13 protein-coding genes are annotated in these 16051 nt (G+C 68.5%); 7 read left to right on the top strand and 6 right to left on the bottom strand.

From position 1 onward, the window contains the following. Positions 1-50: 50 nt before the first annotated feature. Positions 51-1436: a signal recognition particle protein gene (gene ffh / locus ACG04Q_RS13015; RefSeq protein ID WP_394511361.1), complete on the bottom strand. Its 1386-nt coding sequence runs from the start codon at positions 1434-1436 to the stop codon at positions 51-53. Positions 1437-1496: 60 nt separating this feature from the next. Here ffh and ACG04Q_RS13020 point away from each other — a divergent pair, with 60 nt between their 5' ends. From ACG04Q_RS13020 to ACG04Q_RS13050, 7 genes are all read left to right on the top strand, one after another. Continuing rightward, the gene (locus ACG04Q_RS13020; protein ID WP_394511362.1) at positions 1497-2354 is read left to right on the top strand and encodes a cytochrome C assembly family protein; all 858 of its coding nucleotides are present in this window, start codon (positions 1497-1499) and stop codon (positions 2352-2354) included. Then, positions 2351-2587, top strand: coding sequence for a PP0621 family protein (locus ACG04Q_RS13025; RefSeq protein ID WP_394511363.1), 237 nt, complete (start codon positions 2351-2353; stop codon positions 2585-2587). The genes ACG04Q_RS13020 and ACG04Q_RS13025 overlap by 4 nt, the downstream gene beginning before the upstream one ends. 4 nt (positions 2588-2591) lie before the next feature. Next, on the top strand, positions 2592-4256 hold the full coding sequence (locus tag ACG04Q_RS13030; protein WP_394511364.1) for a sensor histidine kinase: 1665 nt from the start codon (positions 2592-2594) through the stop codon (positions 4254-4256). Further along, complete coding sequence (locus tag ACG04Q_RS13035) at positions 4253-5707, top strand: sigma-54-dependent transcriptional regulator (RefSeq protein ID WP_394511365.1); 1455 nt, start codon at positions 4253-4255, stop codon at positions 5705-5707. Before ACG04Q_RS13030 ends, ACG04Q_RS13035 begins: the two co-directional genes overlap by 4 nt. Positions 5708-6201: 494 nt before the next feature. Then, the gene (locus ACG04Q_RS13040) at positions 6202-9120 is read left to right on the top strand and encodes a ribonucleoside-diphosphate reductase subunit alpha (protein WP_394511366.1); all 2919 of its coding nucleotides are present in this window, start codon (positions 6202-6204) and stop codon (positions 9118-9120) included. Positions 9121-9277: 157 nt separating this feature from the next. Further along, on the top strand, positions 9278-10450 hold the full coding sequence (locus ACG04Q_RS13045; protein WP_394511367.1) for a ribonucleotide-diphosphate reductase subunit beta: 1173 nt from the start codon (positions 9278-9280) through the stop codon (positions 10448-10450). Positions 10451-10657: 207 nt separating this feature from the next. Beyond that, the gene (locus tag ACG04Q_RS13050; protein WP_394511368.1) at positions 10658-11269 is read left to right on the top strand and encodes a histone; all 612 of its coding nucleotides are present in this window, start codon (positions 10658-10660) and stop codon (positions 11267-11269) included. A gap of 136 nt (positions 11270-11405) precedes the next feature. On the opposite strand, the gene ACG04Q_RS13055 is transcribed toward ACG04Q_RS13050, so the two are convergent. The 5 genes from ACG04Q_RS13055 to ACG04Q_RS13075 form a co-directional block, all read right to left on the bottom strand. Beyond that, on the bottom strand, positions 11406-12359 hold the full coding sequence (locus tag ACG04Q_RS13055) for a zinc-ribbon and DUF3426 domain-containing protein (protein WP_394511369.1): 954 nt from the start codon (positions 12357-12359) through the stop codon (positions 11406-11408). Then, positions 12356-13243: a 50S ribosomal protein L11 methyltransferase gene (gene prmA, locus ACG04Q_RS13060; protein WP_394511733.1), complete on the bottom strand. Its 888-nt coding sequence runs from the start codon at positions 13241-13243 to the stop codon at positions 12356-12358. Before prmA ends, ACG04Q_RS13055 begins: the two co-directional genes overlap by 4 nt. Positions 13244-13257: 14 nt before the next feature. Then, positions 13258-14139 (bottom strand): hypothetical protein, encoded by an 882-nt coding sequence (locus tag ACG04Q_RS13065; protein WP_394511370.1) that lies wholly within the window; start codon positions 14137-14139, stop codon positions 13258-13260. Between the two features lie 118 nt (positions 14140-14257). Beyond that, on the bottom strand, positions 14258-15079 hold the full coding sequence (locus ACG04Q_RS13070) for a hypothetical protein (RefSeq protein WP_394511371.1): 822 nt from the start codon (positions 15077-15079) through the stop codon (positions 14258-14260). A gap of 107 nt (positions 15080-15186) precedes the next feature. Beyond that, on the bottom strand, positions 15187-15999 hold the full coding sequence (locus ACG04Q_RS13075; protein ID WP_394511372.1) for a hypothetical protein: 813 nt from the start codon (positions 15997-15999) through the stop codon (positions 15187-15189). Positions 16000-16051: the final 52 nt, after the last annotated feature.

Consider the following 16051-nt stretch of genomic DNA (forward strand, 5'->3'; position numbering starts at 1 on the left):
TGAAAAACGAAAAGGCCCCGCGGGGCCTTTTCTCGTGGTGGCTTGGCGGATCAGCCGCCCATGCCGGGCAGGCCTTTCATGCCGCCCATCTTCTTCATCATCTTCATCAGGCCGCCGCCCTTCATCTTCTTCATCATCTGCTGCATCTGGTCGAACTGGTTCAGCAGGCGGTTGACATCCTGGATCTGCACGCCGGCGCCCGTGGCGATGCGGCGCTTGCGGCTGGCCTTGCTCTTGCCGTCCATCAGCAGCGCGGGCTGGGCGCGTTCCTTGGCGGTCATCGCGCGCAGGATGCCTTCCATGCGCTTCATGTCGCGCTCGGCGCGGTCCATGTCGGCCTGGCCGGGCTGCTTGTTGCCCATCATGTTCTGCGGCAGCTTGTCCATCAGGCCGCCCAGGCCGCCCATCTTCTTCATCTGCGCGATCTGCTGCAGGAAGTCGTTCAGGTCGAAGCCGCTGCCGCTCTTGAGTTTCTCGGCCATGGCCTGGGCCGAGGCGAGGTCCACACTCTGCGTGACCTGCTCCACCAGCGCCACGATGTCGCCCATGCCCAGCACGCGGCCGGCGTGGCGGTCGGCGTCGAAGACCTCCAGCCCGTCGATCTTCTCGGACACGCCGGCGAACTTGATCGGCGCACCGGTGATCTGCCGCACCGACAGCGCCGCGCCGCCGCGCGAGTCGCCGTCCAGCTTGGTCAGGATGACGCCGGTCAGCGGCAGCGCGTCCTTGAACGCCTTGGCGGTGTTGACCGCGTCCTGGCCCTGCATGGCGTCGACGACGAACAGCGTCTCCACCGGGTTGACCGTCGCGTGCAAGTCCTTGATCTCGGCCATCAAGGCTTCGTCGATGGCCAGGCGGCCGGCGGTGTCCACCAGCAGCACGTCGAAGTAGTGGCGCTTGGCGTGGTCCAGCGCGGCCAGCGCGATGTCGCGCGGCTTCTGGTCCGGCGCGGACGGGAACCATTCGCCGCCAGCCTGCTTGGTCACCGTCTTCAGCTGCTCGATGGCGGCAGGGCGGTAGACGTCGGCGGAGACCGTCAACACCTTCTTCTTGCGCTTCTCGATCAGGTGCTTGGTGAGCTTGGCGGTGGTCGTCGTCTTGCCGGCGCCCTGCAGGCCGGCCATCAGGATGACGGCGGGCGGCTGGGCGGCGAGGTTGATGTCCGCCACGCCTTCGCCCATCGTCGCGGCGAGTTCCTTGTGGACGACGGACACCAGCACCTGGCCGGGGTTCAGCGAGCCGACGACCTCCTGGCCCAGCGCCTTCTCCTTCACGCGGGCGATGAAGTCACGCACCACCGGCAGGGCCACGTCGGCCTCCAGCAGCGCCATGCGCACCTCGCGCAGCATGTCCTGCACGTTGCTTTCGGTGATGCGGGCCTGGCCGCGCATCGTCTTGACGAGGCGACTCAGGCGGTCGGTGAGGGTGGATGCCATGGTGGGGAGGGAGGGGCTGGGATGGCCAGAACGGCTGCAGCCCAAAAGTACACTGCGGCCATGAGTTTATCGCCCGCTCCCCTGGGAGACGCCGCCATCGGGCCAGGCGTCGCGCTGGCCATCGCCAGCGGGCTGGCGCTGCTGGGCTATGCCTGGGTGGGCCTGCTGCGCCTGGGGCCGGCCGACGCGGACGCTGCGCTGAGCCCGCCGCGCCGCTCGGTGCCGCCCATGGCGCTGGCCTGGACGGCCCAGTTCGTCGCGTTGTTCATCGATATCAGCGGCTTCGGCCTGCAGACGCCGGGGGCGCGCTTCGGCTTTGCGCCCGCGCTGTCCATGACGACCTGGCTGGTGCTGACGGTCTATCTGGTGGAGAGTCGCTTCCTGCCGCTGCACAGCGTGCGCCGTGTGCTGGCCTGGCTGGCGGCGGCGGCCGTGCTGCTGGCCTGGGCCTTTCCCGGCGAGAGCCGCCCGCTGGCCGCGTCACCCTGGGCGCCGCTGCACTGGGTGCTGGGGCTGGTGTCCTACGGCCTGTTCGGCGTTGCCGTGCTGCATGCCGCGCTGATGAACCGCGCCGAGGCCCGCCTGCGCCACAAGCAGCCCACGCCCGGCGGCCTGCCGCTGCTGCAGCTGGAACGGCTGACCTTCAACTTCGTCGCTGCCGGCGTGGGTGTGCTGTCGCTGGCCATCGTGCTGGGTTGGTGGTTCACGCCCGCCTGGAAGTGGGACCACAAGAACCTGCTGGCCGTGCTGGGCTGGCTGGTGCTGACGGGCCTGCTGGTGGGGCGGCGCGTCTACGGCTGGCGAGGCCGGCGCGCCACGCGCTGGCTGTATGCCGGCGCTGCGCTGCTGCTGCTGTCCTATGCCGGGTCGCGATTCGTGCTGGAGGTCATCCTGCAGCGTGGCGGAGGCGTGGCTTGAAGTACCTGCTGCTGCTGTTGTTGCTGGCGCTCGCGTTCTTCATGTTGGGCGCCCGGCGCGGCCGCCCGCGTGAGCCCGAGGCCCGCGATGATCGTCCCGCTCCGCCCGCCCGACCCCGCGCGATGCTGCGTTGCGCCGAATGCGGCATGCACCTGCCCGCCGACGAGGCGCTGCCCGGCAAGGGCGGCGTGTTCTGCAGCGCGGCGCACCGATCGAGCTTCGAGGCCCGCTGAGCCCGTGGCGGACGGCAGCTGGTTCGTCGAGTCGCCGCCGGTCGAGCCGGCCGAGGGCAGTGCGTCCTTCGACCGGCTGTACCGCGCCTTCCTGTCGGCGCGGGCCGCGTTGGGCCTGGCGCTCATCGTGGCCCAGCTGATCGCCGCCGCGCTGTTCACACCCCCCGCGTCGTCCACGCTCGCGTTGAGCGCCGCCTATGCCACCGCGGCGTTGCTGCTGTGGCTGGTGCCGCAGTTGCGCCATGGCGCCAGCGCGCGCAGCCTGGCCCGTATCAGCAGCCCGCATTGGTGGGCCGGCATCGGGCTGGACCTGGTGCTGTTCGGCGTGCTGCATGCGCTGGACCCCAGCGGCGTGAACTACGGCGCGCTGTTTGTGCTGCCCGTGCTGATGGCCGCCGTGTTGTGCCCGCGCCGGCTTGCGCTGGCCACGGCCGCGATGGCGGCGCTGGGGCTGCTGGCCGCGGCGGGCTGGTCCATGCTGCTGGGCGTGGACGTGGGCCTGAAGACGACGCAGGCCGGTCTGGTGGGGGGCGGCCTGTTCGCCGTCAGCCTGCTGGCTGGCGAACTGAGCGCGCGGCTGGCGCGCGAGGAACGGGCCGCGCGCGGCAGCCTGGCGCTGGCCCGTCAGCAGGAGCTGCTGAACCGCCTGGTTATCGACGAGATGCAGGAAGGCGTGCTGGTGGTGGACCGGCGCGGCCGCGTGCGCGCGATGAACCCGGCGGCGCGCACGCTGCTGGGCGCGGCCAGCGGCGAGCTGAGCTGGCAGCTGCGCGGCCGGCCTGACTGGCTGCCGCTGGTGCAGGCGCTGGAACAGGCGCACGCCGCCGGCCGCGGCGCCGAGCTGGACGTGGCGCTGCCGCTGGACAGCGGCGTGATGCGCAGCCTGCGCCTGCGGCTGCGCTTCACGCGCCAGCGTGAGGGCAGCGAGGAATTGTGCGTGCTGTTCGTCGAGGACAACCGCGAGCTGCTGGCCCGCACGCGCCAGGAGAAGCTGGCCGCGATGGGCCGCGTGTCGGCCGGCATCGCACACGAGATCCGCAACCCGCTGGCGGCCATCGCCCAGGCCAATGCGCTGATCGCCGAGGACGTGGCCGGCATGCGCGCCGAGCCGCTGACGCGCATGGTGGCGTCCAACGTGCAGCGTCTCAAGCGGCTGGTGGACGACGTGACCGAGGTGGCGCCCGGCGTGCAGCCCGATACGCAGGCGCTGGACATCAGCGAGCTGGTGCATGAGACCTGCGTGGACTGGGTGGTCGTCAACGGGCTGGACGCAGGCGCCGCCGACGTGGTGGGCCGCTTCCAGCTGCAGATCGAGGCGCCCGGCCTGGTGGGGCTGTTCGACGCTGAACACCTGCGCCGCGTACTGGTGAACCTGCTGGACAACGCGTTGCGCCACGCCGATGACGGGCCTGGCAGCATCCGCGTTCTGCTCAGCGCCGACGACGACGGCCTGGAGCTGGTGGTGCGCAGCGCCGGTGCGCCGGTGCCGCCCGAGGTGGAGCGGCATCTGTTCGAGCCCTTCTTCTCGACACGCAGCCGCGGCTCCGGCCTGGGCCTCTATATTTGTCGCGAGCTGTGCGAGCGCCATGGCGGTCGCATCGACTTCCGCCGCGCCGCCGACGCCGCGGCCAACGAATTCAGCGTGCGCCTGCGCACACCTTCCGCATGACCAACGCCCCCACCGCGCGCCTGCTCGTCGTCGACGACGAGCCCGACCTGCGCACGCTCTACGAGCTGACGCTGCTGCGCGAGGGCTACGAGATCGACAGTGCGGGTTCCGTGGCCGACGCGCTGGCCCACCTGCAGGCCGCCACCTACAGCGCCGTCATCACCGACATGCGGCTGCCCGACGGCTCGGGCCTGGCGGTGCTGCGCTGGCTGGAGCAGGCCGGCCGGCCGGAGAAGGCCATCGTCATCACGGCCTTCGGGTCCGCCGAGAACGCCGTCGAGGCGCTGAAGGCCGGAGCGTTCGACTACCTGACCAAGCCGGTGGACCTGCGCCAGTTCCGCCTCGTCGTGGGCTCGGCGCTGGGACGCCAGCCGGCCGCCGCGAAGGCCACCGAGCCCGTGGCGGCGTCGGAGTCCGCGGGGCCGGCGACGGCGCTGCGGCTGGTGGGCGAGTCGCCCGCCATCCGCGCCGTGCGTGCGCTCATCGACAAGGTGGGGCGCAGCATGGCGCCGGTGCTGGTGCAGGGCGAGTCCGGCACCGGCAAGGAGCTGGTGGCGCGCGCCATCCATGACCACGGCACGCGCGCGGACCAGCGCTTCGTGGCCGTCAACTGCGGCGCCATCCCCGAGAACCTGCTGGAGGCCGAGTTCTTCGGCTACCGCAAGGGCGCTTTCACCGGTGCCAACGAAGACCGCGAAGGCTTCTTCCAGGCGGCCGACGGCGGCACGCTGTTCCTGGACGAGATCGGCGACCTGCCGCTGGCGATGCAGAGCAAACTGCTGCGGGTCATCCAGGAGCGCTCGGTGCGGCCCGTGGGGGCGACGGTGGAGTCGCCGGTCAACGTGCGCATCCTCAGCGCGACGCACAAGGACCTGTCCGCCGAGGTGGCGGCGGGCCGCTTCCGGCAGGATTTGTTCTACCGGCTCAACGTCATCCAGATCCGCGTGCCCCCCCTGCGCGAGCGGCTGGAGGATCTGGGCCTCATCAGCAGCCGCGTGCTGGCGCGCATCGCACAGGACGCCGGCGTGTCACCCACGCCGCGTCTCACGAGCGGTGCGTTGCAGACGCTGTCGCGCTACGCCTTTCCCGGCAATGTGCGCGAGCTGGAGAACCTGCTGCACCGCGCGCTCGCGCTGGCGGGCGGTGAGTGGATAGACAGCGTCGATCTGGGGTTGCCCGACACGCTGCTGGACGAGGGCCGCAGCGAGTCGCAGTTCGCTGCGCTGGAGACGGCTCGCGCGGCGGAGCCGATGGCCGAGGGGTTGCTGCTGCCGGAGCAACTGCCGAGCGATCTGGCCATCTACCTCGACGAGGTGGAGCGCGCCATCCTGCTGCGGGCGCTGGAGCAGCACCGCTTCAACCGCACCGCCGCAGCCGCCAGCCTGGGCCTGTCCTTGCGCCAGATTCGTTACCGCATGGCGCGGCTGGCCATCTCGGCCGATGACAACTGAGCGAATCGCCTGTCGGGATTTGCCCTGCTTGAATCCGCCGCATGGCGCGCGCCGCGCGTGACGGCCCAGCGGCAAACCCAGCAACGGCGCGGCTTTGCGGGCCGCTTCGGGCCGCCAGCCCAATGCCGATGCGGGTCTCGCCTCGCGAGGCCCGATCTGATCGGGCAACGGCGCGTGTCGTGGGTTTTTGGGGTGGGGATTGCGACCCGGGTTTGACACTAGGGGTAGTGCTTGAGGGGTCCCGGGGCCATAGATATAGTGTTCCTTCGTGATATCCTGCTGACCCAGTCGACCCCATGACCATCACCTCGGAATTGCTGTCTGCAGTGGCCTCGCCATCGCGGCAACCCACCCGAGGAACCAGCCGGAACGCCGGTCTGGCAATGGACCGGCGGGGCCGAAACACCACCACTCCAGCAACGCGCGATGCGTCGACCCTGCACCGGGTCTGTGCCGCGCTTTTGCCTGTCATTTCTCGATAAAAGGATCTCCTCATGCTGCATGAAGCCGCCTCGGGCCAGGCCGCCCCCGCTGCCACGCTTTCCTCGGGTTCACCGGGTGCGTTTGGGTCCGACGCGCAAGCCCCCAGCGCTCCCGTGCTGTCCAGCTACCAGGCTTACCAGATCATTCGTCGCAACGGCGCCGTGGTCTCCTTTGAGCCGAGCAAGATCGCCGTCGCGCTGATGAAGGCCTTCCTGGCCGTCCACGGCACCAGCGGTGCGGCCTCGGCCAGCGTGCGCGAGACGGTGGAACAGCTGACCCAGAACGTCGTGCGCGCGCTGCTGCGTTCCCGCCCGAGTGGCGGCACCTTCCACATCGAGGACGTGCAGGACCAGGTCGAGCTGGGCCTGATGCGCAGCGGCCAGCACGACGTGGCCCGCGCGTACGTGCTGTATCGCGAGCGCCGCGCCCAGGAGCGTGCGGCCCAGGGTGAAGCCGCCCGCGCCGCCGAGCCGGCGCTGATGGTGGTGGACGGCGGCGAGCGTCGCCCGCTGGACCTGGCCGCGCTGAAGTCGCTGATCACGTCGGCCTGCGAGAACCTGGGCGCGGACGTCAAGCCCGAGCCGGTGCTCGCCGAGACGCAGCGCAACCTGTACGACGGCGTCGCCATCGACGAGGTCTACAAGGCCGCCATCCTGGCCGCCCGCACGCTGATCGAGAAGGACCCCGGCTACAGCCGTGCCACCGCCCGCCTGCTGCTGCACACGATCCGCCGCGAGATCGTCGGCGGCGAAGTGACGCAGGCCCAGATGCAGGCTCGCTACGCCGAGTATTTTCCCGGCTATATCAAGAAGGGCATCGCTGCCGAGCTGCTGGACGAGAAGCTGGGGCAGTACGACCTGGCCCGTCTGGGCGCGGCCCTGAAGGCCGAGCGCGACCTGCAGTTCGACTACCTGGGCCTGCAGACGCTGTACGACCGCTACTTCCTGCACGTGGACGACGTGCGCATCGAGATGCCGCAGGCTTTCTTCATGCGCGTGGCCATGGGCCTGGCGCTGAACGAGATCGATCGCGAGGCCCGTGCCATCGAGTTCTATGAAGTGCTTTCCAGCTTCGACTTCATGTCCAGCACGCCGACGCTGTTCAACAGCGGCACGCGCCGCTCGCAGCTGTCGAGCTGCTACCTGACGACTGTTTCCGACGACCTCGACGGCATCTACGAGGCGCTGAAGGAGAACGCACTGCTGAGCAAGTTCGCCGGCGGCCTGGGCAATGACTGGACGCCGGTGCGCGCGCTCGGCTCGCACATCAAGGGCACCAACGGCAAGTCGCAAGGCGTCGTGCCGTTCCTGAAGGTGGTCAACGACACGGCCGTTGCCGTGAACCAGGGGGGCAAGCGCAAGGGCGCCGTCTGCGCCTACCTGGAAACGTGGCACCTGGACATCGAAGAGTTTCTGGACCTGCGCAAGAACACCGGCGACGACCGCCGCCGCACCCACGACATGAACACGGCGAACTGGATTCCCGACCTGTTCATGAAGCGCGTCATCGAAGGCGGTGACTGGACGCTGTTCAGCCCCTCCACCTGCCCGGACCTGCACGACAAGTTCGGCAAGGCCTTCGAGGAGGCCTACGTGGGCTACGAGCGCAAGGCCGACAGCGGCGAGCTCAAGCTGTTCAAGCGCATGCCGGCCAAGGACCTGTGGCGCAAGATGCTGTCGATGCTGTTCGAGACGGGCCACCCCTGGATCACGTTCAAGGACGCCTGCAACGTGCGCAGCCCGCAGCAGCACGTCGGCGTCGTGCACTCGTCCAACCTGTGCACCGAGATCACGCTGAACACCAACGACAGCGAGATCGCCGTCTGCAACCTCGGCTCCGTGAACCTGGCGCAGCACCTGAAGGACGGCGCCATCGACCAGGCCAAGCTGAAGAAGACCGTGCGCACGGCGATGCGCATGCTCGACAACGTCATCGACATCAACTACTACGCCGTCAAGAAGGCCCGCGACTCCAACCTGCGCCACCGTCCGGTGGGCCTGGGCATCATGGGCTTCCAGGATGCGCTGTACGCGCTGCGCACGCCGTACGCGTCCGACGCCGCGGTCGAGTTCGCTGATCGTTCGATGGAAGCTGTCTGCTACCACGCCTACTGGGCGTCCACCGAGCTGGCCGAGGAGCGCGGCCGCTATTCCTCGTACAAGGGCTCGCTGTGGGACCGCGGCATCCTGCCCATCGACTCGCTGGACCTGCTGGCCGAGGCCCGCGGCGGCTATGTGGACGTTGACCGCTCGACGACGCTGGACTGGGATGCGCTGCGCGGCCGCATCGCCGCCCACGGCATGCGCAACAGCAACTGCGTTGCCATCGCACCGACGGCCACCATCTCCAACATCATCGGCGTCGACGCGTCCATCGAGCCCTGCTTCGGCAACCTGTCGGTCAAGTCCAACCTGTCGGGCGAGTTCACCGTCATCAATGAGTCGCTCGTGCGTGACCTGAAGGCGCTGGGCCTGTGGGACGACGTGATGGTCATGGACCTCAAGCACTTCGACGGCTCACTGCGCCGCATCGACCGCGTGCCCGAGGACATCAAGGCGCTGTACGCGACGGCCTTCGAGGTCGACACCTCGTGGCTGATCGAAGCCGGCGCACGCCGCCAGAAGTGGATCGACCAGGCGCAGAGTCTGAACATCTACATGGCCGGCGCCTCGGGCAAGAAGCTGGACGAGACCTACAAGCTCGCTTGGCAGCGCGGCTTGAAGACGACCTACTACCTGCGCACCATCAGCGCAACGCAGGCCGAGAAGAGCACGGTCACGCGCTCGGGCCAGCTCAATGCCGTCTCGTCAGGTGCGGCGGCTGTGGTGGCGGCGCCGGCGGCCCCGGTCGCCGCCGTCGAGCCTGAACTGCCTGCCACCAACGTGCAGTTCACGGCCATCGACGACGTCGGCTGCGAGGCCTGTCAGTAATTGGAGCAGCGGCCTGAACTTGTATAGACAAGTTCAGGCCGCCTGTTTTCGATGCCCACGCGCAACAAAGTTTGCGTGATTGATGCAAATAGCAGTTGCCGGTCCTTGTTGATTTGCACCAGCACTGCCGATAATTCGAAGTGATAGGAAAGACACCATGCTGGATTGGGACGAAGACCTGAAGTCCACTGATACCCCCACCGCGAAGCCCCTCGCGGCCAACGCTTCGGCGACGCCTGCATCGGCGTCTGCAAACGGAGCTGCCAGCGTCTCCATCCCCGCCCCCCAGCTGTCCGGTGAGTCCACGACTGCGCGTCGCGTGAAGGCCGCCGACAAGCGCATCATCAACGGCCAGACCGACGTCAATCAGCTGGTGCCGTTCAAGTACAAGTGGGCGTGGGAGAAATACCTCGCCACCTGCGCCAACCACTGGATGCCGCAGGAAGTGAACATGAGCCGCGACATCGCGCTCTGGAAGGATCCCAACGGCCTGACCGAAGACGAGCGCCGCATCATCAAGCGCAACCTCGGCTTCTTCGTCACCGCCGACTCGCTGGCCGCCAACAACATCGTGCTGGGCACCTACCGCCACATCACGGCGCCCGAGGCTCGTCAGTTCCTGCTGCGCCAGGCGTTTGAAGAAGCGATCCACACGCACGCCTACCAGTACATCGTCGAGTCGCTGGGCCTGGACGAGAGCGAGATCTTCAACGCCTACAACGAGGTGAAGTCGATCCGTGACAAGGACGAGTTCCTGATCCCCTTCATCGAGGCGATCATGAAGCCGGACTTCCACACCGGCACGCCCGAGGCTGACCAGACGCTGCTGAAGTCGCTGATCGTCTTCGCCTGCCTGATGGAAGGCATGTTCTTCTACGTCGGCTTCACGCAGATCCTGGCGATGGGCCGCCAGAACAAGATGACGGGTGCCGCCGAGCAGTACCAGTACATCCTGCGCGACGAGTCCATGCACTGCAACTTCGGCATCGACCTGATCAACCAGATCAAGCTCGAGAACCCGCATCTGTGGACGGCCGAGTTCAAGGCCGAGATCAAGGCGCTGTTCCTGAAGGCCGTCGAGCTGGAGTACCGCTACGCCGAGGACACCATGCCGCGCGGCGTGCTGGGCCTCAATGCGTCGATGTTCAAGGGCTATCTGCGCTTCATCGCGAATCGTCGTGCGGTGCAGATCGGCCTCGAAGCCCTGTTCCCGAACGAAGAGAACCCCTTCCCGTGGATGTCCGAGATGATCGACTTGAAGAAGGAACGCAACTTCTTCGAGACCCGCGTCATCGAGTACCAATCGGGCGGGGCCCTGAGCTGGGACTGACCCCAGCCGCAACCCGATCAAGACCTGGCCAATGCAGTCACCGAGCGAAACCCGCATCAGCACCCTTGAGGTGGCGGGGCTGCATGGCGATCCCATTCACCGTACCGAGGCGTTCCTCCTGAGCGACTCTCGGACGGTGAATAGCCGTATCTGGACGGACCGGTCCGCACAGAACGGTGACTTTTCCACTTGATCAAGGAGAAAACCATGGCAACTGCAAAGAAGGCCGCTCCGGCCAAGAAGGCCGCCCCGGCGAAGAAGGCCGCCGCGACCCCGGCGAAGAAGGCTGCTCCGGCCAAGAAGGCCGCCGCGACCCCGGCGAAGAAGGCTGCTCCGGCCAAGAAGGCCGCCGCGACCCCGGCGAAGAAGGCCGCTCCGGCCAAGAAGGCAGCGCCCGCCAAGAAGGCCGCTCCGGCCAAGAAGGCAGCGCCCGCCAAGAAGGCCGCTCCGGCCAAGAAGGCAGCGCCCGCCAAGAAGGCCGCTCCGGCCAAGAAGGCAGCACCCGCCAAGAAGGCCGCTCCGGCCAAGAAGGCCGCGCCCGCCAAGAAGGCCGCTGCAACGCCGGCCAAGAAGGCTGCGCCCGCCAAGAAGGCTGCTGCCACGCCGGCCAAGAAGGTCGCCGCCCCCAAGAAGGCTGCTGCCAAGCCGGCCGCCAAGCCTGCTGCGAAGCCCGCTGCCAAGAAGGCTGCTGCTCCGAAGAAGGCTGCCGCCAAGCCTGCCCCTGCGGCCAAGCCTGCCGCTGCTGCGCCCGCTCCCGCCGCCAAGACGGCGCTGAGCCCGCAAGCCGCGTGGCCTTTCCCCACCGGCAACAAGCCCTGAGCGTTGGGTTGAACGGGCCGTCTGACGGCCTGTTCCTTCTCACGCAAAACCCGGCCCGCTCACGCGGTGCCGGGTTTTTTATTGCTCCTGCCATCCGTGGCGGGCGGGTTGCCCCGCCGCCCGTGCGGGCGACACGCTAGGGATAGAACGCGATGACGCTGTAGCCGCTGACGCGCTGGCTGCCGGTGCTGAAGCTGAAAGACAGCGCCTGCTCCGACTCCGCGCCCACCCGGACCAACTGCGGCGTCAGCGCGTCGGGGGCGATGACGCGGCGTGCGAAGGGGGCGCCGTTGGCGTCGGTGAGGCTGAGCTCCAGCCACGGTGGTGCGACGTCCACGCCTGTCTTGTTGCGCAGCGACATGTTGAGCTTGTAGCCGCCACTGCCGACCGGATTCAGCGACGTCGATTCGATGCTGAGTGCGTCGATGCGCCGCCATGGCTTCACCTCGCAACCGAACACGCTGCAGAGCCCGAGCAGTCCCGCGCGCAGCGGCGGGTGCACGGCGGCGAGCGCATCGCGGAAGTGCAGCGTCACCTGCAGGGCCAGCAACGCGGCCAGCAGGGCAGACACCAGCGTCAGCGCGATACGCACGGCGGGCCGGTTCCAGCGCGCGCTGCTTTCCGCACGGCGCATGAACTCGGGCACGACGGCGGGCGGTGCCGTCGGCTCGGCCGTCATCGGCGGCGGCTCGAAGGTGGGTGGCGGAAGCGGCGGCTCGGCAGGCGGCGTGCTGGCTTCCACCCAGCGCGGCTCCTGCCGCCCGGCATCGCTGGGCCAGCCGGTGGGCAGCGCGTCCGCCGGGGGCTCCGGCTCCGGCGGCGGCATCCAGACCGGCTCGGGCGGCGGGGGGGGAGGAGGGGGCGGTGGTGGTGGCGGCGGCGGTGGAGGAGGGGGCTCCATGACCGGCGCCGGCGTGAAAGCCGCAGGCCAGGGCGGGGGCGCCTCCTGCTCGATGTCGAACAGCAGCTCCCGTGCGTCGAAGATCTCGGCGCAGCGGCCGCAACGCACCCAGCCATCGGACACGCGCAGCTGGTCTTCCACGATCCTGAAGATCGTGCCGCAGGCGGTGCAACGCGTCGCGAGGCTCATGCCGGTCGGCTGGCCGTCATCAGGATCCAGCCCTCTTGCTCGTCAGTGACGCTGAGTGCCAGCCAGGGCGCGTAGGCGGCCTTTAGTTCCTCGGCCTGCCGGCTCAGGATGCCGGCGAGGATGAGGTGGCCGCCCGGCGCGACATGCGCGCACAGCAGCGGGGCCAGCAGTTTCAGCGGCATGGCCAGGATGTTGGCGATGACCAGCGGGTACTCGCCGGAGGCGAGCTCCGGCAGGCCGACGTTCAGCGTGACGCCGTTGGCGGCGGCGTTGTCGCGCGACGACGTGACCGCGGCCGGGTCGATGTCCACCGCGTCGATGGCCTGGGCGCCGTGCAGCGCCGCGCCGATGGCGAGGATGCCCGAGCCGCAGCCGTAGTCCAGTACGCGGGGCCACGGCTGGGCTTGTGTCGCGATCCAGCGCAGGCACATGCGGGTGGTCGGGTGCGTGCCGGTGCCGAAGGCCAGGCCCGGGTCCAGCCGCATGACGCGGCGCGCCTGCGGCGGGGCCTCGTGCCAGCTCGGCACGATCCAGAACTCGGGCGTGATCTCGACCGGCGCGAACTGGCTTTGCGTGATGCGCACCCAGTCCTGCTCGGGCACGGCCTGGATGGCCTGCACGTGGACCTCGCTGGCCCAATCCTGGGCCAGCAGCAGCGTCGCCGCCTCCGTGGCCTCGGGCTCGGTGGGGAACAAGGCCTTCACGACCGAGCGCTCCCAGCCGGCCTTGGGGGCCGGCATGCCGGGTTCGCCGAACAGGGCCTGCTCGGCGTCGGTGTCCGCGTCGGCGTCTTCGACGGAGACCGCCAGCGCGTCGATCTCCATCAGCGCGTCGCTGACGATCTCGACATCCGCCTCGCGGCAGACCAGTGCAAGTTCAAACAGATGACTCATGGCATTCATGGGGCACATTGTCGACGCAGCCGCGCCCGACGCGTCTGCGTGTCTTCATGGCAACTCAGGCCTCCGCCGGCCGGCCCGCTGGCTGCGCTGGCCTTCATGCGGGCGCGCCATGCCGCGGAAGACTCGACGGGGAAGACGATGCCGCGCTGCTCCATGATTCGCTGGAGCTTGTCGTAGCGCTGGTAGGCCGGCGAGCCGGGTTTGAACGACTCGGTGAGGCCGCGTTGCACCATGTTGGCCGGGGTGACGCCGCCGCTGCGGGACATGACGTCCTGGATGGGCACCTGCTTCTCCGCGAGCAGCCATTCCGCGGTGTCAAGATCTTCTTGATTCAAGGCGCGCATGAACAGGCTATACCCGTTCGGGTCCCTGACGTCGAGTGGCAGGCCGTGGTCGAACAGGATCTGCAGACAGTCCCGTGCCTTGAAGCTGAGTGCATCGAACGCTAGTTCCGACTGGCTCTTGGGCGGGATGCGGGCCAGCGGGTACAACTGCAGCAAGGCATCGAGCATCTGCGCATCGTGGCGCACCACGGCGAAGAGGAAGGCATCGCCGTCGCCATCGCGAGGTTTGAACAACGGGTCTGCGCCCACCGCGAGCAGGATGGCCATCGCGCGTGGATTGCGCACGCCCGTGGCGTAGCGGATCAGCGTGAGCTGCGGCACGTTCTTGGACGATGCCGCCGGGCCATGCGCGTTCGGGTTGGCGCCCTGCGCCACGGCGCGGCGGGCACCGGCCTCGTCGCCGGCCAGCGCGGCGCGCAGCAGGTCGAGTGCGGTGCCCTGAAAGAAGGCTTCGGGGCGCGCCAGCTTTGGCGCGCGCGCGTCTGGCGTGTCGGCTATTGCCGCGCCCATGCCAAGAAACTCGAAGAGGCCCATGCTCACAGCTCCCAGTGCGCGGGCCAGTGCGAGCCTGCGCCCAGCGCGATGGTGATGAAGGACGGCGGGCATCGGTCAGCTCTGTGCAGCCAGGCTGCGCAGCATGCGGGTGTGCTTCTTACTTTGCCGGCCCACTGGCCGCTTGCGCCTTCATGCGGGCGCGCCATTCGGCGGCAGACTCGACGGGAAAGACGATGCCGCGCTGCTCCATGATTCGCTTGAACTTCTCGTAGCGACGATAAGGCGGCGAGCCCGGCTTGAAGACTTCGGTGAGCGCGCGCTGGACCATGTTGGCCGGGGTAACGGTGAAGCCACCGCCGCTGGACATGACGTCCTGGACGGGCACCTGCTTCTCCGCAAGCAGCCATTCCGCGGTGTCAAGATCTTCTTGATTCAAGGCGCGCATGAACAGGCTGTACCCGGCCGAGTCCCTGACGTCGAGTGGCAGGCCGTGGTCGAACAGGATCTGCAGGCAGTTCCGTGCGTTGAAGCTGAGGCAATAGAACGCCAGCTGCGACTGGCGCTTGGGCGGGATGCGGGCCAGCGGGTACAGCTGCAGCAGGGCATCGAGCATCTGCGCATCGTGGCGCACCACCGCGAAGAGGAAGGCGTCACCGTCGTCATCGCGGGGTTTGAACAACGGGTCTGCGCCCGCCGCAAGCAGGATGGCCATCGCGCGTGGGTTGCGCACGCCCGCGGCGTAGTGGATCAGCGTGAGCTGCGGCACGCTCTTGGACGTTGCCGCCGGGCCTTGCGCATTCGGGTTGGCGCCCTGCGCCACGGCGCGGCGGGCACCGGCCTCGTCGTCGGCCAGCGCGGCGCGCAACAGGTCCAGTGCGGGGCCCTGGAAAAAGGCTTCGGGGCGCGCCAGCTTTGGCGCGCGCGCGTCCGGGGTGTCGGCGTTCGCCGCACCCATGCCGAAAAGCTCAAAGAGGCCCATGCTCAGAACTCCTAGTGCGCCCACCAGGTTGCGCCTGCGTGCGCATGTCGCACTTGTTGATCGGCGCTTCACCGCTCGCCCCGCCTTATGCCTGCTTGGCCTGATGCTCAACGAGCCGGACCCGCGGGAGGCTGCGCCTTCATGCGGGCTCGCCATTCGGCGGAAGACTCGACGGGGAAGACGATGCCGCGCTCTTCCATGATGCGCTTGAACTTCTCGTAGCGACGATAGGTCGACGAGCCAGGCTTGAAGACCTCGGCGAGCGCGCGCTGCACCATGTTGGCGGGCGTGATGCCTGCGTTGTCCATCACCCCTGAAATCGGAACCTTGACCTCGGCGAGCAGCCATTCGGCGGTGTCGAAGTCTTCTCCCTCCAGCGCGTACATGAAGAGGTTGTGCCCCGCCGAGTCCAGGATGCCGACAGGCATGCCGTGGTCGAACAGCACTTGGAGGCACTCGCGCGCCTTGAAATCCAGGCTCTGAAACGCCAGCGCCGCTTTACGAGCGGCTGGCATGCGGTCGAGCGGGAAGTGGCGCAGCAAGGCCGTGAGCATCTCGGCGTCACGCCGAATGACCGCAAACAGAAAGGCGTCACCATCCTCCTTCCGGGGCTCCTGCAGCGGATCGGCGCCGCACGCCAGCAGCAGCGCCGCTGCTTTGGCATTGCGAACGCCGATGGCGTAGTGCAGCAGCGTCAACTGCGGAACGTTGCGCGACTTAGCGGCGGGGCCGTGCGCGCTGGGGTCGGCGCCCTGCGCAATGGCCTGCTTCATGCTGGCTTCGTTCGAGGCCAGTGCCGCGCGCAGAAGATCCAGGGCCGCGCCCTGGAAGAAGGCTTCCGGCGGCGCCAACTGGGGGGCGCGCGCATCCGGGAGGCTGGCGCCTGCGGCGCCCATGCCGAACAGCTCGAAGAGACCCATGGTCACTGCTCCTAGTGCGCTGGCCAACGCATGTCTGCGTGTGGGCCGATAG

The sequence above is a fragment of the Pelomonas lactea genome (assembly GCF_043555885.1).
Classification (GTDB): domain Bacteria; phylum Pseudomonadota; class Gammaproteobacteria; order Burkholderiales; family Burkholderiaceae_C; genus Pelomonas; species Pelomonas lactea.